21 protein-coding genes and 1 tRNA gene are annotated in these 20,576 nt (G+C 70.6%); 16 read left to right on the top strand and 6 right to left on the bottom strand.

The genetic code is table 11. The annotated features are described in order from the left end of the window. The first annotated feature begins 84 nt into the window (after positions 1 to 84). The 4 genes from DEJ21_RS09695 to rlmB all read left to right on the top strand — a co-directional run bounded on the left by DEJ21_RS09695 (position 85) and on the right by rlmB (position 4,306). Positions 85 to 567, top strand: coding sequence for a CarD family transcriptional regulator (locus DEJ21_RS09695; RefSeq protein ID WP_017888066.1), 483 nt, complete (start codon positions 85 to 87; stop codon positions 565 to 567). Between the two features lie 61 nt (positions 568 to 628). Next, positions 629 to 1,825, top strand: coding sequence for a 2-C-methyl-D-erythritol 4-phosphate cytidylyltransferase (gene ispD, locus DEJ21_RS09690; protein ID WP_111224445.1), 1,197 nt, complete (start codon positions 629 to 631; stop codon positions 1,823 to 1,825). Between the two features lie 32 nt (positions 1,826 to 1,857). Next, positions 1,858 to 3,267, top strand: a complete 1,410-nt coding sequence (gene cysS, locus DEJ21_RS09685) for a cysteine--tRNA ligase (RefSeq protein ID WP_111039024.1) — start codon at positions 1,858 to 1,860, stop codon at positions 3,265 to 3,267. Positions 3,268 to 3,295: 28 nt separating this feature from the next. Next, a complete protein-coding gene (gene rlmB / locus DEJ21_RS09680; protein ID WP_027466607.1) occupies positions 3,296 to 4,306 on the top strand; it encodes a 23S rRNA (guanosine(2251)-2'-O)-methyltransferase RlmB in 1,011 nt (336 codons plus the stop codon). 286 nt (positions 4,307 to 4,592) lie between these two features. On the opposite strand, the gene DEJ21_RS09675 is transcribed toward rlmB, so the two are convergent. Together DEJ21_RS09675 and DEJ21_RS09670 are read right to left on the bottom strand one after the other, a co-directional pair. After that, the gene (locus DEJ21_RS09675; protein ID WP_111224444.1) at positions 4,593 to 5,906 is read right to left on the bottom strand and encodes a DUF4032 domain-containing protein; all 1,314 of its coding nucleotides are present in this window, start codon (positions 5,904 to 5,906) and stop codon (positions 4,593 to 4,595) included. Positions 5,907 to 5,990: 84 nt separating this feature from the next. Then, complete coding sequence (locus tag DEJ21_RS09670) at positions 5,991 to 7,091, bottom strand: ABC transporter ATP-binding protein (RefSeq protein ID WP_071244017.1); 1,101 nt, start codon at positions 7,089 to 7,091, stop codon at positions 5,991 to 5,993. A 243-nt stretch (positions 7,092 to 7,334) separates the two neighbouring features. Between DEJ21_RS09670 and DEJ21_RS09665 the strand changes: the two genes are divergently transcribed. Continuing rightward, positions 7,335 to 8,267 carry a thioredoxin domain-containing protein gene (locus DEJ21_RS09665; RefSeq protein ID WP_111224443.1) on the top strand — a complete coding sequence of 311 codons (933 nt, stop codon included), beginning with the start codon at positions 7,335 to 7,337 and terminating at the stop codon, positions 8,265 to 8,267. A 103-nt stretch (positions 8,268 to 8,370) separates the two neighbouring features. Here DEJ21_RS09665 and DEJ21_RS09660 read toward each other — a convergent pair whose 3' ends face one another. Beyond that, positions 8,371 to 9,264, bottom strand: a complete 894-nt coding sequence (locus DEJ21_RS09660; protein WP_111224478.1) for a neutral zinc metallopeptidase — start codon at positions 9,262 to 9,264, stop codon at positions 8,371 to 8,373. A gap of 114 nt (positions 9,265 to 9,378) precedes the next feature. On the opposite strand from DEJ21_RS09660, the gene DEJ21_RS09655 reads away from it, so the two are divergent. Next, entirely contained in the window at positions 9,379 to 10,521 is a 1,143-nt protein-coding gene (locus tag DEJ21_RS09655) for a glycerol dehydrogenase (protein WP_111224442.1), read from the top strand. Between the two features lie 45 nt (positions 10,522 to 10,566). On the opposite strand, the gene DEJ21_RS09650 is transcribed toward DEJ21_RS09655, so the two are convergent. Beyond that, the gene (locus DEJ21_RS09650; protein WP_111224441.1) at positions 10,567 to 11,334 is read right to left on the bottom strand and encodes an NAD(P)H-hydrate epimerase; all 768 of its coding nucleotides are present in this window, start codon (positions 11,332 to 11,334) and stop codon (positions 10,567 to 10,569) included. Positions 11,335 to 11,368: 34 nt separating this feature from the next. Between DEJ21_RS09650 and DEJ21_RS09645 the strand changes: the two genes are divergently transcribed. The 3 genes from DEJ21_RS09645 (at position 11,369) to DEJ21_RS09635 (ending at position 14,200) form a co-directional block, all read left to right on the top strand. After that, positions 11,369 to 12,154: an alpha/beta fold hydrolase gene (locus DEJ21_RS09645; protein WP_110863109.1), complete on the top strand. Its 786-nt coding sequence runs from the start codon at positions 11,369 to 11,371 to the stop codon at positions 12,152 to 12,154. A gap of 53 nt (positions 12,155 to 12,207) precedes the next feature. Beyond that, positions 12,208 to 13,239, top strand: coding sequence for an aldo/keto reductase (locus tag DEJ21_RS09640; protein ID WP_110861756.1), 1,032 nt, complete (start codon positions 12,208 to 12,210; stop codon positions 13,237 to 13,239). Positions 13,240 to 13,492: 253 nt separating this feature from the next. After that, positions 13,493 to 14,200: a DUF3800 domain-containing protein gene (locus DEJ21_RS09635; RefSeq protein ID WP_181435841.1), complete on the top strand. Its 708-nt coding sequence runs from the start codon at positions 13,493 to 13,495 to the stop codon at positions 14,198 to 14,200. A 106-nt stretch (positions 14,201 to 14,306) separates the two neighbouring features. On the opposite strand, the gene DEJ21_RS09630 is transcribed toward DEJ21_RS09635, so the two are convergent. Both DEJ21_RS09630 and msrB read right to left on the bottom strand, forming a co-directional pair. Further along, a tRNA-Thr gene (locus DEJ21_RS09630) sits at positions 14,307 to 14,382 on the bottom strand. Positions 14,383 to 14,419: 37 nt separating this feature from the next. Continuing rightward, complete coding sequence (msrB, locus tag DEJ21_RS09625) at positions 14,420 to 14,827, bottom strand: peptide-methionine (R)-S-oxide reductase MsrB (protein WP_027466599.1); 408 nt, start codon at positions 14,825 to 14,827, stop codon at positions 14,420 to 14,422. A gap of 65 nt (positions 14,828 to 14,892) precedes the next feature. On the opposite strand from msrB, the gene DEJ21_RS09620 reads away from it, so the two are divergent. The 7 genes from DEJ21_RS09620 to DEJ21_RS09590 all read left to right on the top strand — a co-directional run bounded on the left by DEJ21_RS09620 (position 14,893) and on the right by DEJ21_RS09590 (position 20,472). Further along, positions 14,893 to 15,366, top strand: coding sequence for a GNAT family N-acetyltransferase (locus tag DEJ21_RS09620; RefSeq protein WP_111110557.1), 474 nt, complete (start codon positions 14,893 to 14,895; stop codon positions 15,364 to 15,366). Further along, a complete protein-coding gene (locus DEJ21_RS09615) occupies positions 15,366 to 16,367 on the top strand; it encodes a DUF2332 family protein (RefSeq protein WP_111224440.1) in 1,002 nt (333 codons plus the stop codon). The genes DEJ21_RS09620 and DEJ21_RS09615 overlap by 1 nt, the downstream gene beginning before the upstream one ends. Positions 16,368 to 16,463: 96 nt before the next feature. Beyond that, the gene (locus tag DEJ21_RS09610; RefSeq protein ID WP_258374992.1) at positions 16,464 to 16,820 is read left to right on the top strand and encodes a DUF3263 domain-containing protein; all 357 of its coding nucleotides are present in this window, start codon (positions 16,464 to 16,466) and stop codon (positions 16,818 to 16,820) included. Then, positions 16,817 to 17,428 carry a LytR C-terminal domain-containing protein gene (locus DEJ21_RS09605; RefSeq protein WP_111224438.1) on the top strand — a complete coding sequence of 204 codons (612 nt, stop codon included), beginning with the start codon at positions 16,817 to 16,819 and terminating at the stop codon, positions 17,426 to 17,428. Before DEJ21_RS09610 ends, DEJ21_RS09605 begins: the two co-directional genes overlap by 4 nt. Positions 17,429 to 17,621: 193 nt before the next feature. Further along, positions 17,622 to 17,825, top strand: a complete 204-nt coding sequence (locus DEJ21_RS09600; RefSeq protein WP_017888049.1) for a cold-shock protein — start codon at positions 17,622 to 17,624, stop codon at positions 17,823 to 17,825. 257 nt (positions 17,826 to 18,082) lie between these two features. Next, a complete protein-coding gene (gene groL, locus DEJ21_RS09595) occupies positions 18,083 to 19,705 on the top strand; it encodes a chaperonin GroEL (RefSeq protein WP_017888048.1) in 1,623 nt (540 codons plus the stop codon). Positions 19,706 to 19,956: 251 nt separating this feature from the next. Beyond that, positions 19,957 to 20,472, top strand: a complete 516-nt coding sequence (locus DEJ21_RS09590; RefSeq protein ID WP_146247733.1) for an endonuclease domain-containing protein — start codon at positions 19,957 to 19,959, stop codon at positions 20,470 to 20,472. Positions 20,473 to 20,576 lie beyond the last annotated feature (104 nt).

Genomic DNA, 20,576 nt, shown 5'->3' with positions numbered 1-20,576 from the left:
TCACCGGGAGGGGTGAGCGTTGAGGGTCCCCTTACCGGAACGGCCCTTGTGGTAAACTGGATGTCTGGGAACGGAGCCTGATACATGCAATTCGAGGTCGGCGAGACCGTCGTCTACCCCCATCACGGGGCGGCAACCATCTCTGAAGTCAAGACTCGCGTCATCAAGGGCGAGGAAAAGGTCTACCTGAAACTGCGGGTGACGCAGGGTGACCTGACGATCGAGGTCCCGGCGGACAACGTCGACCTGGTCGGCGTCCGCGACGTGATCGGCAAGGAAGGGCTCGACAAGGTGTTCGAGGTCCTCCGGGCGCCGTTCACGGAAGAGCCCACCAACTGGTCACGCCGCTACAAGGCGAACCTCGAGAAGCTCGCTTCCGGTGACGTCATCAAGGTGTCCGAGGTCGTCCGCGACCTCTGGCGGCGCGATCAGGACCGCGGGCTCTCCGCGGGTGAGAAGCGGATGCTGGCCAAGGCCCGGCAGATCCTCATCTCCGAGCTCGCGCTGGCTGAGAAGACCGACGAGGACAAGGCATCGACCGTCCTCGACGAGGTCCTGGCTTCCTGAGCCTGACGACAGCGCACTGAACACGACAGCACGAACGACGACCGCACGGTTCCCCGAAGGGGTGGACCGGGCGGTCGTCGTCGTTGCGGCCGGCTCCGGCACCCGGCTCGGCATCGGGACCGCGAAGGCGTTCGTGCCCGTGGCCGGTGCGCTGATGCTCGCGCGGGCGCTCGAACCCCTGTTCGCGCTGCCGTCGCCGACGCTCGTCGTCGTGGTCGCACCCGCGTCGCACCTGGACGAGTGCCGGCAGGTGGTCAGTTCCGTCGCGGGTGCCTCGGTCGCGTACACGGCCGTCGTTCCAGGAGGCGCGGATCGCCACGGTTCGGTGGAGGCCGGCCTGGCCGTCCTGCCGGACTCCGTCGCCACGGTCCTCGTGCACGACGCGGCGCGGTGCCTCACGCCCGCGGCACAGTTCTCGCGGGTGTTCGACGCCGTCGCCGCCGGTGACGGTGCGGGCGTCGTGCCGGCGCTCCCCGTCACTGACACGGTGAAGCGGGTCGACGGTGACGTCGTCGTCGAGACCGTCGACCGTGCGGCGCTCGTCGGGGTGCAGACGCCACAGGGCTTCCCGCTCGCGGCACTACGGCGGGCGTACGCGGTGTCGTCGCAGTCCGAGACGGACGACGCCGGGGTGTTCCAGGCCGTCGGGGGCACCGTGCGGTTCGTGCCGGGTGATGCCGACGCCTTCAAGATCACGACGCCGTGGGACCTCGGCCGGGCCGAGTCGATCGTGCGGGCGCGGACCGAAGCTGGTGCTGGCCCGGCGGGTGCCAGCCAGGCCGACGCCGTCGCGGTCCGACTCGGGCTCGGGGTCGACGTGCACGCCTTCGACGACGCCTCGCCCTGCCGCGTGGGGCTGCTCGACTTCCCCGGCGAACCCGGCCTCTCCGGGCACAGCGACGGTGACGCGGTGGCGCACGCGGTGTGCGACGCCCTGCTCTCCGCCGGGGGCCTCGGCGACATCGGCGGACGCTTCGGCACCGCTGACCCGCAGTACGCCGGCGCCACGGGCGACGTGTTCGTCCGCGGCGCGGTCGCGCTGCTCGCCGACGCCGGGCTCGTGCCGGTGTCCGTCACCGTGCAGGTCATCGGCAACCGGCCGCGCATCGGCCGCCGCCGTGACGAGATGCAGGACGCCCTGTCCGCGGTCGTCGGTGCGCCCGTCGCCGTGTCCGGCACGACGACCGACGGGCTCGGGTTCACCGGCCGCGGCGAGGGGCTCGCGGCGATCGCCACGGCACTCGTGCGTCCCTCCTGAAACCGCGGCCCCGCGCCGATTAGGGTTGAGGCGTGACCGTTCGCCTCTACGACTCCCGCGCCGCAGCCGTCGTCGACCTCGTGCCCCTGGTCGACGGACACGTGAGCGTCTACGTCTGTGGTCCGACGGTGCAGTCGTCGCCGCACATCGGGCACCTGCGGTCCGCGCTCGTCTACGACATCTGGCGTCGGTGGCTCACCCACCGTGGGTACCGGGTGACCCTGGTGCGCAACGTCACCGACATCGACGACAAGGTCCTCGACCTGGCTGCAGGCACGGACGAGGAGTGGTTCGCCCGCGCCTACCGGGTCGAGCTCGAGTTCACGGCCGCGTACAACGCACTCGGCATCCTGCCCCCGACCTACGAGCCCCGCGCCACGGCGAGCGTGCCGCAGATGCACGAGATCATCCAGCGCCTGATCGACCGCGGGCACGCCTACGCCGCCGACGACGGCTCGGGTGACGTCTACTTCGACACCGGCAGCTGGGCCGACTACGGGGTGCTCACCCGGCAGCGGCGCGAGGACATGGTCGAGGCCGCCGACGCCGATCCGCGTGGCAAGCGCGACGCCCGTGACTTCGCGCTCTGGAAGGGTGCGAAGCCCGGCGAGCCCTCGACCGCCAACTGGGACTCCCCGTGGGGCGCCGGCCGCCCGGGCTGGCACATCGAGTGCTCGGCGATGTCCCGTCGGTACCTCGGCCCCGCGTTCGACATCCACGGCGGCGGACTCGACCTGCGCTTTCCGCATCACGAGAACGAACTGGCGCAGTCCACGGCCGCCGGGGACCCGTTCGCGTCGTACTGGCTGCACAACGGCCTGGTGACGGTCGAGGGCCAGAAGATGTCGAAGTCGCTCGGCAACTCGATCTTCGCGGCGGACTTCCTCGGATCCGCCCGTCCCGCCGTCGTCCGCTACTTCCTCGGTGCCGCCCACTACCGCTCGTCGATCGACCACCACGAGGGCTCACTGACCGAGGCCGAGGCGGCGTACGACCGCATCGCCGGGTTCCTCGAGCGCGCCGAGACCCGGCTCGAGGGCGTCCACCTCGCCGACGCCCCGGCCGTGCCCGAGGCCTTCGCCGCCGCCATGGACGACGACCTCTCCGTGCCCCAGGCCCTGGCCGTGCTGCACGAGACCGTGCGCACCGGCAACGCCGCCCTGGACGCCGACGATGCGGAAACGCTCGGGACCGCGTACCATCAGGTGGCTGCGATGGTGGAGGTGCTCGGCATCGACCCGCGAGCCGCCCACTGGTCGGGCGGCGGCCACGACACCTCGGCAGGCCCGCTCGCCGCCCTCGTCGAACGCCTCGTGCAGGAGCGCGCGGACGCCAGGGCAGCACGGGACTTCACCGCGGCCGACCGCGTGCGCGACGACCTCGCCGCCGCGGGCATCACGATCGAGGACACGCCGTCCGGAACACGCTGGAGCATCGCCTGAACACGGCAGTGCCGAACAGGAGCTACGCATGAAGAACGTCTCGGGAAGCAAGAAGGGTCGGCCCGGCGCCGTCCGCACCGGTCGCAAGGGCAACAAGCAGGTCGGCTCCGGCGGACAGGGTGCCCAGGCGCTCGAGGGTCGCAAGCCGACCCCGAAGGCCGAGGACCGCCCGTACCACCCCGCCGGCAAGCGCAAGGCCGCGAAGGACCGCTTCGAGGCGGCCAAGGGCCGTCACGGTTCCTCGAGCACCCCGCAGGGTCGCACGGGCCGTCCGCCGGCACGCAAGACCGACGACTCCGAGCTGGTGACCGGGCGCAACTCCGTGCTCGAGGCCCTGCGCACGAAGACCCCGTCGTCGACGCTCTACATCGCGTCGCGCATCGAGGTCGACGACCGCGTGAAGGAGATCCTCGCGCTCGCCAATCACCGCGGTGTGCCGATCATCGAGCTCATGCGTCCCGAGCTCGACCGCATCACCGGACACGACAGCGTGCACCAGGGCGTCGCCCTGAAGGTGCCGGCGTACCAGTACGCCGTGTCCGAGGACATCGTCGAGCAGGCGTTCTCGCGTGACCAGGTCCCGCTGCTCGTCGCACTCGACGGCATCACCGACCCCCGCAACCTCGGCGCGATCATCCGCTCGACCGCGGCCTTCGGCGGACACGGCGTCATCGTGCCGCAGCGTCGTTCGGTCGGCGTGACGGCGTCGGCGTGGAAGACCTCGGCCGGTGCCGCGGCACGCACGCCCGTCGCGATGGCCCCGAACCTCACGCAGACCCTGAAGTCGCTCAAGTCGATGGGCCTGTTCGTCCTCGGCCTGGACGGCGACGGTGACGTGGAGCTCGACGGCCTCGAGCTCGCCGACCGTCCGATCGTGATCGTCGTCGGTTCCGAGGGCAAGGGACTGTCGCGCCTGGTCACCGAGACCTGCGACGCGATCGTGTCGATCCCGATCTCGAGCGCCACCGAGTCCCTGAACGCCGGCATCGCCGCGAGCGTCACCCTGTGGGAGGTCGCGCGGCGCCGTCGCACCGCGTAGGGCCAGCACTTCGTGTGCAGGAATGGTCGCCTCCCCGAGCGGGAGGCGACCATTCCTGCACACGGTGGCAGGCGGGGCTGGGCGTGACGGTCTGGAGGGCCGGCGCCGGTCCCCGGGACGCGGGGCGGGCCTCCAGGCGGTCGCCTTGCCGACCCCCGAACGGTCAGGACACGTCGGCTGGTGCCCGCCGTGTGGTCACGGGTCGTCGCTGCGCGACGCGGCAGGTGACGGTCTGCGACCAGTCGGCGCCCACCCGGCGGGGTGTCGTGACCGAGCGGGGACCGCGTCAGACCGTGGCGCGCCAGTCGTCGACGTCGTCGGACTCGTCGGCCTCGTCGGCGTCGTCGTCCAGCACCGGGATCGGCACGGTGATCGACGAGGTCGGCGGGTTGATGAGCAGGCGCTCGTCGCGACGGTGTCGGAGCACGTCGTTGATGTAGGCCGTGGTGGCCTCGGGCAGGGAGACGGAACGTTCCTCTTGCTGGGACATGAACCAGCGGTGCTCGAGCAGCTCGTGGAACACCTCGGCGGGTTCGAGCCGTCCGCGCAGGTCACGGGGGATCGAGCGGACGACGGGCTCGAAGACCCGCGAGACCCACTCGTGCGCCACCATCTCCTCGTCGAGTTCGTCACGGCCGTTGCGGGCGCGGTACGAGTCGAGGTCGTTGAGCAGGCGCCGGGCCTGGTTCTCACCGGCGTCGAGCCCGGTGAGCCGCAGCAGTCGGCGCTGGTGGTGCCCGGCGTCGACGACCTTCGGCTGGATCCGGACCTGCGAGCCACCCTCGGTCGTGTGGATCGACAGTTCTTCGATGTCGAAGCCGAGCTCGTTCAGGCGCTCGACGCGGTCGTTGATGCGCCAGCGTTCCTTGATGTCGAACTGCTCGGTGCCGGTGAGCTCGGTCCAGAGCGTCCGGTACTGGGCGACGATGCGGTTCGAGACGTCGACGGGGTCGGCGTTCTCGTCGAGTCGGCCGCCGGCCTCGAGGTCGAGCAGCTCGCCGGCGATGTTCACGCGGGCGACCTCGAGGTCGTTCTCGCGCTGGCCGTTCGACAGCCCGCCGGGGTAGAGCTTGCCGGTCTCGGCGTCGACCAGGTACGCGGCGAAGGCGCCGGCGTCGCGACGGAACAGCGTGTTCGACAGGGACACGTCGCCCCAGTAGAACCCGATGACGTGCAGGCGGACGAGCAGTAGCGCGAGGGCGTCGACCAGGCGGGTGGCGGTCTCGGGGCGCAGCGTCTGCGAGTAGAGCGCGCGGTAGGGGAGGGAGAACCGCAGGTGGCGGGTCACGAGCACGGGGTGCAGTGGTTCACCGTCGGCGTCGACGCGGTTCGTGATGACCGCGACGGGGTCCACGCACGGCACGTCCATGCGCTGCAGGGTCCGGAGCATCTCGTACTCGGACCGGGCGACCTCTTCGCCGGTCTCCTTCACCGCGGCGACGTACCCGCTCAGGTGCACGAACCGCACGAGGTGCCGCGAGATGCCCTTCGGCAGCGCGACGATCGTGTCGTCGGGCCAGTCGGCGAGCGGCAGGTCCCACGGCAGGTCGAGCAGGCCGGGGTCGACGGTGGCGGCGGTGATGGACATCGAGTCGGGCACGGTGGTTCCTCTGGTGTCGGGGACAGCCGAGAGCCCGCGTCCGCCCTTGTGAGGCGGGCGCGGGCTCTCGGGGGAGTGCGCTGGTTACGCGCTGACGACGGCCTTGTCGTCGAGGCGGTCGCCCGACTCGGTGTCGAAGGCGTGGACGTGGCCCTGCTTCGGCGTGATGACGATCGTGTCACCGATCGACGGGTGTGCACGACCGTCGACACGGGCGACGATGTCGGCGCGCTGGCCGTTCACGTCGGCGTGGCCGTAGAGGTAGCCGTCGGCGCCGAGCTCCTCGACGACGTCGACCGTGACGGGCAGACCCTCGCCGGACTGCGAGACGATGACGTCCTCGGGGCGGATGCCGACCGTGATCTGTGCGGCACGGGCGTTCGACAGCGTGTCGCGGTCGATCGCGTGGTTGAGCGTGCCGAACTTGATGCCGCCCTCGATGACGTCGGCGGGCAGCAGGTTCATGGCCGGCGAACCGATGAAGCCGGCGACGAACACGTTGTTCGGCTTCTCGTACAGGTCGCGCGGGGTGCCGACCTGCTGCAGGATGCCGTCCTTGAGCACCGCGATGCGGTCACCCATGGTGAGGGCCTCGGTCTGGTCGTGCGTGACGTAGACCGTGGTGACGCCGAGACGACGCTGCAGCGACGCGATCTGCGTGCGGGTCTGGACGCGGAGCTTGGCGTCGAGGTTCGACAGCGGCTCGTCCATGAGGAACACCTGCGGCTGACGGACGATCGCACGGCCCATCGCGACGCGCTGACGCTGACCACCGGAGAGCGCCTTCGGCTTGCGGCCCAGGTAGTCCTCGAGGTCGAGGAGCTTGGCAGCTTCCTGCACGCGGGTGGCGCGCTCTTCCTTGCCGACGCCGGCGATCTTGAGTGCGAAGCCCATGTTCTCGGCGACGGTCATGTGCGGGTACAGCGCGTAGTTCTGGAACACCATCGCGATGTCGCGGTCCTTCGGCGGGACGTCCGTGACGTCGCGGTCGCCGATGCGGATCTGACCGGAGTTGACCTCTTCGAGGCCGGCCAGCATGCGGAGCGAGGTGGACTTGCCGCAACCCGAGGGGCCGACGAGGACGAGGAACTCGCCGTCGGCGACGTCCAGGTCGAGGGAGTCGACCGCGGGACGGTTGCCTCCGGGGTAGAGACGGGTTGCCTTGTCATAGGTGACGGACGCCATGAGCGTTCGGTCCTTCCTTCACCGGCAGGTACGTGCCGGACGATCCGAGTGAAGCGGTGTGCCCGTACGGGCCCCGGACAGTCGCCGTCGACTGTCGAGGTTCATACAACACGAGTTCACCCGGGTGCGCCAGTGTTTTCCCCCTTGGTCGGCGGCTTCCCAGAGCGCCCCACTACAATCGCCGGGTCCGTCCGCCGAGCAGGGGAACGCCGAGCGGACACCGATCAGGAGGACGACGCACCGATGAACAACCGCCCCGAGGGTGCCGCCCGCGCCGCGCGGAACGAGCGCCGTGAAGCCGCCCGCCAGCGAGCCCAGCGTGCCCGGACCCAGCAGAAGCGACGCCAGCGTGGTGTCCGGCTCGGCCTGCAGATCGGGCTCGGGGTCGTGCTCCTCGCCGCCGCGACGATCGTCACGCTCGTGCTGGTCGACTCCGTGAAGCCCGCCGGCCCCGGCCCGTCGACCATGTCGCAGGGCGGCATCACCATCGGGCAGGACCTGAAGCCCGTCGAGGCGTCCGCGTCCGGAGCGGCCTCCGCGTCGCCGAGCAGCGCCGCGACCGACGGCGCCGGCACCGTCCGGATCACCCTGTACGTCGACTACCTCTGCCCGGGCTGCGGCCAGTTCGAGCAGGCGAACGGCGACTACATCAAGGACCTCGTCGACTCCGGTGCGGCCACGGTGGACATCCACCCGGTCGCGGTCCTGTCGAACCGCTCGCAGGGCACGAAGTACTCACTCCGCGCCGCGAACGCCGCCGCCTGCGTCGCCGAGCACTCCCCGAACCAGTTCTACGCGGTGAACCAGGCGCTCTTCGCGAAGCAGCCGGACGAGGGCACCCCTGGTCTGACCGACGCGGAGCTCACCGACGTCGTCACGGGTGTGCAGGGGCTGCAGGAACGGAGCGCCGTCCGGAGCTGCATCGCCGACCAGGACTACGCCAAGTGGGTGGACGAGCAGACGACGGCGGTGTCCGACGGCACGATCCCCGGGTCGACGCTCAAGGAGTTCCCCGGCACGCCGCTCGTGCTCGTCAACGGCCAGCGCTACGAGCTGACCTCCCCGGTCACGAACGACGACTTCCGGACCTTCGTGGTGACGGCCGCCGGGGCGACCGACGCCACCCCGACGCCCACGCCGAGCGCGACCCCCACGCCCACGCCGACCAAGCGCTGACGGCCCGACGAGCGCTGACGTATGAACGAGCGCTGACGCGCTGACCACGGACGGGAGGCCCGGTGCCAGCTGGCACCGGGCCTCCCGTGGTTCGACGGTGCGGCTACAGGGCCGAACCCGGGATGCTCAGGGTGTCGCAGCTCGTCGCGCCCTGCTGGTAGCCCCGCAGGAACCAGCGCTGTCGCTGCTCGCTCGACCCGTGCGTGAACGAGTCCGGGTCGACGCGGCCGGTCGCGCGCTCCTGGATGCTGTCGTCGCCCACGGCGCTCGCCGCCGACAGGGCGTCGGTGATCTGGGAGCGGGTGATCGGTTCGAAGAACGTCTCGCCGTTCGCGTCCTTCGTCGTGGCGGCGTCGCCGACCCAGGCACCGGCGTAGCAGTCCGCCTGCAGCTCGACGCGGACACTGCCCGACGACGCCCCCGTGCCGGAGCGGTCGGTGTTCGCGAACGAGCCCTGCAGCTGCTGCACGTGGTGGCCCCACTCGTGTGCGACGACGTACATCTGCGCGAGCGGACCGCCGGACGAGCCGTACTGCGACTGCAGGTCGTCGTAGAACGCGGTGTCCAGGAAGACCGCACGGTCCGGTGGGCAGTAGAACGGGCCGGTCGCGGCCGATGCCTGCCCGCACGAGGTGTCGGTGGAGTCCTGGAACAGGAAGAACTCCGGTGCCGTGTACGAGATGCCGAGCGACCGCGCCTCGGACGTCCAGTAGGCGTCGAGCGACTCGGCCGCGCCCTCCATCCGGCACTCGACGCGCAGGTTGGCGTCGCGCCCGGTCCGGCACTCGGGGGCGGCGTCGACGGACTCGCCCTCCTGCTGGATCGTCGTCAGGCCGTTGCCGCCGCCGACGATCCCGCTCAGGTCGAAGCCGGTGAATTGCGCGATCAGGAACACCACGATGGCGCCGACGCCCACGGCACCCCCGCCGATCGCTGTGGTGCGACCCCGCCGCTTGACCTTGCCGCCCCGGAGTTGGGAGTCGTCGTTGAACGTCATGATCCCGAACCTACCGATCAGCACCTCCCGATCAGCGGCCCCGCGTACCGTCGGCGGCGTCGGCCACCCCGACACCTGTCGTACACATGTCGTACAACCGGAAGGAATCGCACGATGGCCACTCCCATCAGCACCGTGATGAGCCCCGCCCGCTACGTCCAGGGCAAGGACGCGATCACCCGCGTCGGCGAGTTCATCGCCCCGATCGGCAAGCGGCCCCTGATCGTCGCCGACGACGTGGTCTGGGGCATCGTCGAGACCGCCGTCTCCGAGAGCTTCCGGTCCGCCGACCTGGCCGTGGAGCGTGTCGGGTTCGGCCGCTTCGCCACCCCCGAGGCCGTCGACGAGCTCGTCGAGCAGATCCGCGCGAACGACGCCGACGTCATCGTGGGGCTCGGCGGCGGCTCCGCGATCGACGCCGCGAAGGCCGCTGGGCACCTCGCCGGCATCCGGTGGGCGAGCGTGCCGACGGCCGCGTCCACCGACGCCCCGACCTCGGCGCTCGCCGTCATCTACACCGCCGAGGGCGAGTTCATCGAGTACCGCTTCTTCCCGCACAACCCGGACCTCGTGCTCATCGACACCAGGCTCGTCGCCAACGCGCCGGTGCAGTTCCTGGTCGCGGGCATCGGTGACGCACTGGCGACCTGGGTCGAGGCCCGTGCCGCGAAGCGTGCCAACGCCGACACCATGGCCGGCGGCCTGCAGACCCAGACCGGCGTCGCGCTCGCCGAGCTGTCGTGGAAGCTCCTGCACGAGAACGCCCTGCAAGCCATCGAGGCCGTCAAGGCCAAGGTCGTCACCCCGGCGCTCGAGAAGGTCGTCGAAGCGAACACGTTGCTGTCCGGCCTGGGATTCGAGTCCGGCGGGCTCGCCGCCGCCCACGCGATCCACAACGGGCTGACCGCGGCTCCGCAGGCACACGGCCTGGCGCACGGGCAGAAGGTGAACATCGGGACGATCGCGCAGCTGGTGCTCGAGGGCGCCCCGGCCGAGGAGATCGAGGACTTCGTCGTCTTCACCACGAAGGTCGGCCTGCCGAACACCCTGACCGAGATCGGCCTGACGGCGGACGACCGTGACGTGCTGCGTGCCGTGGCCGAGGCCGCGACGGTGGAGGGCGAGACCATCCACAACATGCCGTTCCCGGTGACGCCGGAGCTCGTGGTCGACGCCCTGGTCGCGATCGAGGGCATCGCACGCAGCGTCCGCGCCGAGCACGGTCTGCCGGAGCCCGTGCTGTACGAGCACCACTGACGTTCGAGCAGCACTGACGTTCGAGCAGCACTGACGGGCGAGGGGTCAGGTGCGGATCAGCGGCTCCGTCGTCGCCAGGTCCGCACCGATCCCGACGTCGACGAGTTCGATCCGGCCGGCGAGGGTGGCGGCGGGTCCGGTCAACAGGCCGGCCTTCACGCCGCCGAAGGTGACGGTGACGTCGGCGTGCAGGACGTGGTCGTCCGCGACGCCGCCGGTGTCCACGTCGATGCCGCTCGGCACGTCCACCGCGACCACGAACGGCGCACGCTGGTCGCGTGCGAGCTCACGGATGGCGTCCACGACCTCCCGCGCGGGGGACCGAAGTGCGTTCGCGCCGTGCACCCCGATGCCGAGGATGCCGTCGAGCACCAGGTCGGCCTCGAGTGCGGCCTCGGTCGCGACGTCCGCCAGGCGTTCGCCGTCGCTCCGGCCGGCGGCCCGCAGGATGTCCGCCGCCCCGCCCGCGTTCGGTCCCGAGGCGCCGGACGGACCGTCGAGCAGGCGGGCGCCGGCGTCCAGCGCCGCTGCCAGGCCGGCCTCGTGGACACGGGAGCCAACGCGCAGGACCGTCACGTGCCTCCCGGCCGCTGCCAGGCGTGCGCCCGCGAACAGGGCGTCACCGCCGTTGTCGCCGCTGCCGGCGAGCACGAGGACGGATCCCGGCCCGTCGACCGGCCGCACGGCCGGGTCGTCCAGCAGGTCGCCGACGATGCGCGCGAGCCCGTCGGCGGCGCGCTGCATCAGGGGTTCCCCCGCGTCGAGGTGGGGGCGTTCCGCCGCCCGGATCTGATCGCCGCCGTAACCGTCCATGGCCACCACACTGCCCCGATACGCTTGAGAGGACATGTCACTCGTCCCCGAAGCGCCCCGCCCCCGGTTCGTGATGTCGCCCGACGGGCTGCGACTCGCGACCTACGACTTCGGCGACCCCGACGCCCCGGCCGTCATCGCGGTGCACGGCTTCGCCTCCGGTGCGGTGCTCAACTGGCACGCCTCGGGCTGGACGCGGCACCTGGTCCGTGCCGGCTACCGGGTCGTGGCACTCGACCAGCGCGGGCACGGCGCGAGCGCGAAGCCGCACGACCCGGGTGCCTACTCGATGGACCTGCTCGTCGCCGACGTCACCACCGTCATCGACACGTACCTGCTCGACGACGTCGCGTTCCTCGGGTACTCGCTCGGCGCCCGCGTCGGCTGGCACACCGCCGAACGGCTGCCCGGCCGGATCTCGCGCGCGGTGTTCGGCGGGATCCCGGACGCCGACCCGATGCGACGCGTCCGCGTCGACCAGGCGAAGGCGTACATCGCCGACGGCACCCCCATCGAGGACCGCGTCACGAACGGCTACCTGACGATGGCGGGCAACGTCGAGGGCAACGACCTCGGCGCGCTCGTGGCCATGGTCGAGGGGATGCGGAACAGCATCGAGCCGACCCCGGAGAACGCCCCGGCGCAGCCGCTCCTGATCGCCGCCGGCAGCGAGGACGGCATCCGCGACAGCGCGGTCCGGCTCGCCGAAGCCGCACCGGACGCCACCTTCTTCGAGATCCCCGGGCGCAACCACTTCAACGCCCCGACCTCGCGGCCGTTCCGCGAAGCGGCACTGCGGTTCCTGTCCGCCCCGCGCTGAGGGGTACTCGTGGGTCCCCTCGGTCGGACCCCACCGGGCGTACCGTCCCCGCCATGGACTACAGACTCCTCGGCAACAGCGGGACATCGGTGTCGACGCTGACCCTCGGCACCATGACGTTCGGCAGCGAAGCCGACGAACCCACCTCACACGCCATCCTCGACGCCTTCGTGGCCGCCGGAGGCACGCTCGTCGACACGGCGGACGTCTACTCCGGCAACGAGTCCGAGCGGATCATCGGCCGCTGGCTCGCAGCACACCCCACCGAGGCCGCGCAGGTCGTCCTCGCCACCAAGGGCCGGTTCCCGCAGGGCGACGGCCCGAACGACCTCGGCCTGTCCCGACGACACCTGCGCGTGGCCCTCGACGCCTCGCTCGAGCGGCTCGGCGTCGACCACATCGACCTGTACCAGATGCACGCGTGGGACGCCCTGACCCCCATCGACGAGACCCTGCGGTTCCTCGACGACGCCGTGTCCGCCGGGAAGATCGGCTCGTACGGGTTCTCGAACTACCTCGGTTACCAGGTCACCAAGGCCGTCTACGAGGCGAAGGCGCACGGCTGGGCACCGCCGGTCACCCTGCAGCCGCAGTACAACCTGCTCGTCCGCGACATCGAGCACGAGGTCGTGCCCGCCTGCCTCGACGCCGGCATCGGCCTGCTGCCCTGGTCGCCCCTGGCCGGCGGCTGGCTCTCCGGCAAGTACCAGCGCGACGAGGCCCCGACCGGCGCCACCCGCCTGGGCGAGAACCCGCAGCGCGGCATGGAGGCCTGGGAAGCCCGCAACGGTGACGAGCGCACGTGGGAGGTGCTCGACGCCGTCTCCGAGGTGGCCGACGCCCACGACGCCTCGAAGTCGCAGGTCGCACTCGCCTGGCTGCTGGCCCGGCCCGCGGTCACGAGCGTGATCCTCGGCGTCCGCACCCTGTCGCAGCTCGAGGACAACCTCGGTGCCGCGGACCTGGTGCTCACCGACGACGAGCTCGCCCGACTGACCGACGCCAGCGCTCCCCGCATCGACGACTACCCCTACGGCACGGCCGGCGTCGCGCAGCGGGAGCGGAAGATCACCGGCGGGCGCTGAGCGGACAGGACCCCGGCGCGTTCGTGCACATCGTGCGGATTTCCGCGGATGTGGGGTCAGGGTGTGGACGCGCGGGTCGGTGAGGTGTCATCCTCGTCGCACGACCGGCTGGTTACCGCGTCCAGCGCCCGGAACGCCCCCTGATCCGCGTTCCGTGTGCCGATGCCCCGGGCGAGACTTCGCCCGGGGCATCGCTTCATCGAGGGCAGTGCGTCGCACCCCCTCCACACCTTCTGTACGGCAGTATTCCACCGTGCTGCTCTGCTTCGTCGACGAATCCTTCAAGCCGGACCTCTACGGCTTCGGCGCCGTGATGGCGGACGCGGCACAGACCCGCTGGCTCACGCATCGCATGCACGAGATCGTCGCGGCGCTCGAGGAGTACGGCGTCGAGGCGCAGGCCGAGATCCACGCCCATCCGATCTTCCACGGGAAGGGCGCTTGGAGCGCCGTCCCGCCACGCGTGCGCGTGAAGGTGTTCCTCGACGTGGTCGAAGCCGTCGTGACTTCCGGAGCAACCGTGCTGCTCCGAGGGTGCCGCCCCGGGCGGTTGCGTCGGTACCAGGACGCGCGGGGCTTCCGTGATCGGCACTCGCCGGAACAGGTGGCTTTCCAGCACCTCCTGCAGCGGGTCGACGGGAAGGCCGGTGAGATGGGTGTGCACGCGCTCGTCATCGCGGACGAACGGTCGGATCGAGACCGGCACCGTGAGCGCTTCGCGGTGTACCAGGCCTACGGGACTCCCGGAACGTACATGCAGACCCGGCTCGAACGGTTGCTCGACACCGTTCACTTCGCGCCGAGTCACCACTCACGCATGCTGCAGGTCGCCGATCTCCTGGCGTTCGTCTGGGTGCGCTCGCGGACGGTGGAGGAACGGGATCCGCGGCAGGCGCGTGTCCTCGCCGCGCTCGTCGACGACATCGAACGGTGCGCGTACCAGCCCGGCGTCTGGCCCTGAAACTGGTCGACCGGCACCAGGGCTCCGGACGCACGACAGCCCCGCTCGAGGCGGGGCTGAAGGCGGTGCGGGCGGCGAACGAGTCGCGGCCTGCGCATGCAGTATATGGGGCCGGCAGCGGGACTTGAACCCGCAACCCCCGTATTACAAGTACGGTGCGCTACCAATTGCGCCATGCCGGCTGACGCCGCTCATCCTACCGGTGAGGGCGTCCGGGGCTCACTCGCCCGACTTCTCCGAGAAGTTCAGCGAGATCGAGTTCATGCAGTACCGGTCACCCGTGGGGGTGCCGAACCCGTCCGGGAACACGTGGCCCAGGTGCGAACCGCAGTTCGCGCACCGGACCTCGGTGCGGGCCATGCCGAGGGAGTTGTCCTCGATGAGCTGCACGGCGTCCGGGTTCACCGACTCGTAGAACGACGGCCAGCCGCAGCCGGAGTCGAACTTCGTGCCGCTCTTGAACAGCTCCGCGTTGCAGGCCGCACAGGTGTAGACGCCGGCGCGCTCCTCGTCGAGGAGTTCACCGGTCCACGGTCGTTCGGTCCCCGCCTGGCGGAGGACGGCGTACTGGTCCGGGGAGAGCTCCTCGCGCCACTGGGCGTCGGACTTGTCGACGTTGTATGCCATTGGTTCCTCCTGCTTCCGGCCGGGCTCTTCCGGGCACTCCCGACCACTTCACTAAACTCGCCACGATGTCCGAGCATTCCGTGCACCACGCCCGCTGGACCCGTCTGACGACGGACGAACTGTACGGCATCGTCGTCCTGCGCAACCGCGTGTTCGCGCTCGAGCAGCGGGTCACCGCCGAGGACTTCGACGGCCGTGACCGCGAGCCCGACACCGAGCACTGGTGGTTCGGCACGGACACCGATGCGGTTGGGTACCTGCGGCTCATCCGCCCGGCAGTCGACGAGGTCCACCCCGACGGCGCGGCGCCGCCGGCATGGGTGATCGGCCGGGTCGCCACCGATCCCGGACACCGCGGGCAGGGGATCGCCGGCCGGCTCGTCGCCGCCGTCCTCGACGAACACGGACACGACCCGTTCGTCCTCCATGCCCAGGAGTACGTCGCCGCCCTGTACGAGCGGTACGGCTTCGTGCGGTTCGGGGAGCCGTACGACGAGGCCGGCATCCGACACGTCGGCATGCACCGGCCCGGACGCTGATGGACACCCGCGCCCGGTACGACGCGTACGCCGACCGCATCCAGGCGGTCTCCCCGTCGTACGCGGCCTGGGCACGGTCGCTCGACGACTCCCTCGTCGCGCTCCTCGCCGAGGTCCCCGAGCAGCAGCGGCAGCCGGAACTGTTCTTCGCGGTCGCGCGGCAGCTGGGCGCGGACCCGTCGGACCCGGTTGCGCTGCGCGCGCTCGGCCTGGAGGCCCGCCCCGCGCTGGTCACGGCCCTCGCCTCCGCCACGGTGCAGGCCAACGACCCGCAGCGGCTCGCCCCGGTCGTTCCGCTGTTCGCGGCGCTCGCCGAACGGTCCGCGCGTCCGCTCGGCCTGGTCGACGCCGGGGCCGCCGCCGGGCTGTGCTCGATCCCGGACCGGGTGACCCTGGACTACCGCGTCGGTTCCGGGGCCGCAGTCCTCCGGATGCACACGGCGGTCGCCGAGCCCTCGGCCCGGCTCGTCGCGGACGCAACCGGGGCCGTTCCCACTCCCGCGACCGTCCCGATCAGGGTCGGCGCCCGGGTGGCCCTCGACCCGAACCCGATCGACCTGTCGGTCCCCGGTGCGTTCGACCGGCTGGTCGAGGCCGTCCCGCCCGAGGCGTCGGACCGGACCGCCCTGATGCGCGCGGCGGCGTCCGCGACGCTCACCGTGCCTCCAGTCCGGATCCGGGGCGCGCTGCCCGGCGACCTCGACCGTGCACTGGACGCCCTGCCGGACGACGTCGAACCGGTCGTCCTGACCACCGGGACCCTGGTCTACGTGCCGGGCGCGGACCGGCAGCGGTTCGTCGACGGGATCCGAGCGCGAGGCGTGCACTGGATCGCCCTCGAACGCACCGGGATCCTGCGCGGGGTGGCGGCGACGCTGCCCGACGACGTCGATGCGGCGGATCCTGACTCGTTCGCGACGGTCTCGCTCGACGGGGTCGCGGTGGCCGTCTCCGACCCGTTCGGTCGGCGTGTGCGCTGGTTCCGCGCGCCGAACCTGTGACCGGTGTTCGCGACAGTCCAGCGCCGTGCCAGGGTCCGGATCGACTCCACCCCTACGATGTGCGAGACCCGTTACCCGACCGTGATCGGAACCGCAGTGACCAGCCCCACCGACGAACGCAGCGTCGACGAGCTCAGTGCTGACGAGCTGCGTGCTGACCAGCTCGGTGCTGACCAGCTCAGTGAGCTCGCGAAGCACGTGCTGACGTTCGAGCAGAACCGGGCACGGCACGACCGCACGAAGGAAGCGGAGATCCGGGTCGAGTTCGAGATGTCGGCGGCGCGCTACTACCAGGTGCTGAACCGCGTGATCGACTCGCCCGCGGCACTCGCGTACGACCCGCAGCTCGTCAGCCGGCTGCAGCGGCTCCGTCACGCGCGCACCAGCGCCCGGGCGACACGCAGCTTCGTCGCGCCCGGTGCAGCTCCCGAAGGACGTGAAGAGGAACGATGAGCACGAGATTCCCCCGAGACCGGTTCGACGACGTCGCCGACGGCCCGCGGGTCGGTGCGCACCGCGGTGCCCAGCGTCGCGGCCGTGGCTGGATCGCCTTCGCCTGGGCGGCGCTCGCCACCGGTGTGCTCGTCGGCGTCGGGGTGCTCGTCCTCGCGCTGCTGAACGGCAGCTACTCCTTCAACAGCTCGGATTCCCCATCGGCCTCCACGTCGGCGTCCGCCACCGCGAAGCCCTCGGCGACGTCCAAGCCGTCCGCGTCCTCGTCGGCCGGTTCCGGCTCTGCAGGGTCGGGATCGGGCAGTGCGGCGGCAGCGACGCCGGCACAGCAGGGCACCACCACCGTCGTCGTGCTGAACGGCACGACCACCACGGGCCTCGCAAGCCGGGCGAGTGCGGCGCTGACCGGCGCCGGCTGGCAGGTCGCCTCCACCGGCGACGCCGGCACGACGGGCTCCACGTCGACGATCGTCTACTACCAGCAGGCGTCGCAGGCGGCGGTCGCGCAGGGCATCGCGAAGCAGCTCGGCGTCACGGCTGTGCAGCAGTCAGCGGCGTTCCCGAACGCCGACGTGAGCGTCGTCCTCGGCGCCGACTACACCGGCTGATCGGTCGTTCTGCGGGTCGTCGCGCCGCGTTTTCCGCGCATTGTGTGACGGCCGTGTTTCGAGCACGTTGATTTCTGACGGAATCGACGTGAAACAACGTCACACCTCTTGCCTGATCGGACGGGTTCGGTCAGAGTCCCATGCAGACGACGATCACGTCGTTCCGCACTGCAGTACCAGGGAGCAAGAGATCATGGCCAACGGAACCGTGAAGTGGTTCAACGCTGAAAAGGGCTTCGGCTTCATCACCGTGGATGGAGGGGGCCAGGACGTGTTCGTGCACTACTCGGCCATCGACATGTCGGGTTACAAGGTCCTCGAGGAGGGCCAGGCCGTCGTGTTCGACGTCGGCACCGGGTCGAAGGGCCCGCAGGCAGAGTCCGTCCGCCCCGCCTGAGCAGCACCACTTCCAGAACGCGCCGTCCCGTCAGGGGCGGCGCGTTCGTCGTGTGCCGGGACGGTGACCGGCGCGGGGAGCGCGACCGCGGCGGTGGTGCGGGGTCCACCGGACGCGACGTGTCCTGGGAAGTCGTCACGAGCCTCCCGACTGTGTTGCACTCACACCCGGCGAGTGCCAGAATCGGCGTTGGCACTCGCTCACGCTGAGTGCCAGCACGACCCCCAAGACGACGTCCGGGAGGGACGAAAAACCACATGGCTAAGATCATTGCTTTCGACGAGGAGGCCCGCCGTGGCCTCGAGCGCGGCCTGAACCAGCTGGCCGACGCCGTGAAGGTGACGCTCGGCCCGCGCGGCCGCAACGTCGTCCTCGAGAAGAAGTGGGGCGCCCCCACGATCACGAACGACGGTGTCTCCATCGCCAAGGAGATCGAGCTCGACGACCCGTACGAGAAGATCGGTGCGGAGCTCGTCAAGGAGGTCGCCAAGAAGACCGACGACGTCGCCGGTGACGGAACGACCACCGCGACCGTCCTCGCCCAGGCGCTCGTCCGCGAAGGCCTCCGCAACGTCGCTGCCGGTGCTGACCCCGTGTCGCTCAAGCGCGGCATCGAGAAGGCCGTCGCCGCCGTCTCCGACCAGCTCCTCGCCAACGCGAAGGACATCGAGACCAAGGACCAGATCGCCGCGACCGCGTCGATCTCGGCCGCTGACCCGACCATCGGCGCGCTCATCGCCGAGGCCATCGACAAGGTCGGCAAGGAAGGTGTCGTCACCGTCGAGGAGTCGAACACCTTCGGCACCGAGCTCGAGCTCACCGAGGGCATGCGCTTCGACAAGGGCTACCTGTCGCAGTACTTCGTCACCGACCCCGAGCGTCAGGAAGCCGTCTTCGAGGACGCCTACATCCTGATCGTCAACTCGAAGATCTCGAACATCAAGGACCTCCTGCCGGTCGTCGACAAGGTGATCCAGGCGGGCAAGCAGCTCCTGATCATCGCCGAGGACGTCGACGGCGAGGCCCTGGCCACGCTCGTCGTGAACAAGATCCGCGGCATCTTCAAGTCCGTCGCCGTCAAGGCTCCGGGCTTCGGCGACCGCCGCAAGGCCATGCTGCAGGACATCGCGATCCTCACCGGCGGCCAGGTCATCTCGGAAGAGGTCGGCCTCAAGCTCGAGAACGCGACGCTCGACCTGCTCGGTCGTGCCCGCAAGGTCGTCATCACCAAGGACGAGACCACGATCGTCGAGGGTGCCGGCGACGCCGAGCAGATCGCCGGCCGTGTCCGCCAGATCCGTGCCGAGATCGAGGCGACCGACTCCGACTACGACCGCGAGAAGCTCCAGGAGCGCCTCGCGAAGCTCGCCGGTGGCGTCGCCGTCATCAAGGCGGGTGCCGCGACCGAGGTCGAGCTCAAGGAGCGCAAGCACCGCATCGAGGATGCCGTCCGCAACGCGAAGGCTGCCGTCGAAGAGGGCATCGTCGCCGGTGGTGGCGTCGCCCTCATCCAGGCCGGTGCCGTCGCACTCGAGGCCCTCGAGCTCGAGGGTGACGAGGCGACCGGTGCGAACATCGTCCGCGTGGCCATCGACGCGCCGCTCAAGCAGATCGCGCTGAACGCCGGTCTCGAGCCGGGTGTCGTCGCCGCCAAGGTCCGCGAGCTCGAGTCGGGTTGGGGCCTCAACGCCGCGACCGGCGAGTACGTCGACCTGATCGCCGCCGGCATCATCGACCCCGCCAAGGTCACGCGTTCGGCGCTGCAGAACGCTGCGTCGATCGCCGGTCTGTTCCTGACCACCGAGGTCGTCGTCGCCGAGAAGCCCGAGCGCACCCCTGCTGCTCCGGCTGGCGACCCGACGGGTGGCATGGACTTCTAAGTCCGCCTGACGGAAGGGCCCCACACGCTGCGCGTGTGGGGCCCTTTTGTGTGTGCGGGTCGGGCCGGTTGGGCCGAGATCGCACGAACTGCCGCTTCGCGGAGGCCGCCGCGCTGTGGGGAGCACCGCTCCCGCACGGTGCCGAAGTCCCCGTCCACGTCACGACCGACGGAACCGGCCCGGTGATGCGACGTCCACAGGTCAAAGGACACCGTCGCCGGTCCGGAGCTACCAGCTGCGAGCGGCAGGGGATGCGGCTCAGCACTCCAGAGCTTGCGTGGCGGGAGTGCGCCGGTCTGCTCAGCGTGGAGCAACTCGTCGCGGTGGGCGATTTCCTGGTGGGCAAGAGCGGACTCTGCACGATCGACACGCTCGCCAAGAGCATCGTGCCCGGATCTCGGTGGATCGCGGTCGCTCGTGCCGCGATCGCGCGGGTGCGCGTCGGTGCCGAGTCACCGATGGAGACCTGGCTTCGGCTCGCCGTGGTGGACGCGGGCTTCCCCGAGCCGGAACTGCAGGTCGAGGTGTCGGATCACCACGGCCGGTTCCTCGGACGCGTGGACATGGCCTGGCCGGAACGTCGGATCGCGTTGGAGTACGACGGCGATCACCACCGCGAGAAGGATGTCTTCCAGTACGACCAGCGGCGTGACAACGGTATGGCGGTCAACGGCTGGCTCGTCCTGCATGCGACGCGGGCTGATGCCGCTCGCCCTGCTGTGCTGTTCGAGCGTCTGCGCCAGGCCTTCGTCTCGCGCTCGTCGTGACGTCGGCGGGTTGTCCCTCCGAAGGGTCCGACGCTTGCTCGCGGCGGTCGCACAACACGCCGTGCGTTCGTCACCCGGGTCGCACGTTGCGCCGTGAGGGCGGA

The sequence above is a fragment of the Curtobacterium sp. MCSS17_006 genome (assembly GCF_003234215.1).
In the GTDB taxonomy this organism is placed as follows: Bacteria; Actinomycetota; Actinomycetes; order Actinomycetales; family Microbacteriaceae; genus Curtobacterium; species Curtobacterium flaccumfaciens.
Note: the sequence above shows the minus strand (reverse complement) of the source record. Positions and strands in the feature narration are given on the sequence as shown.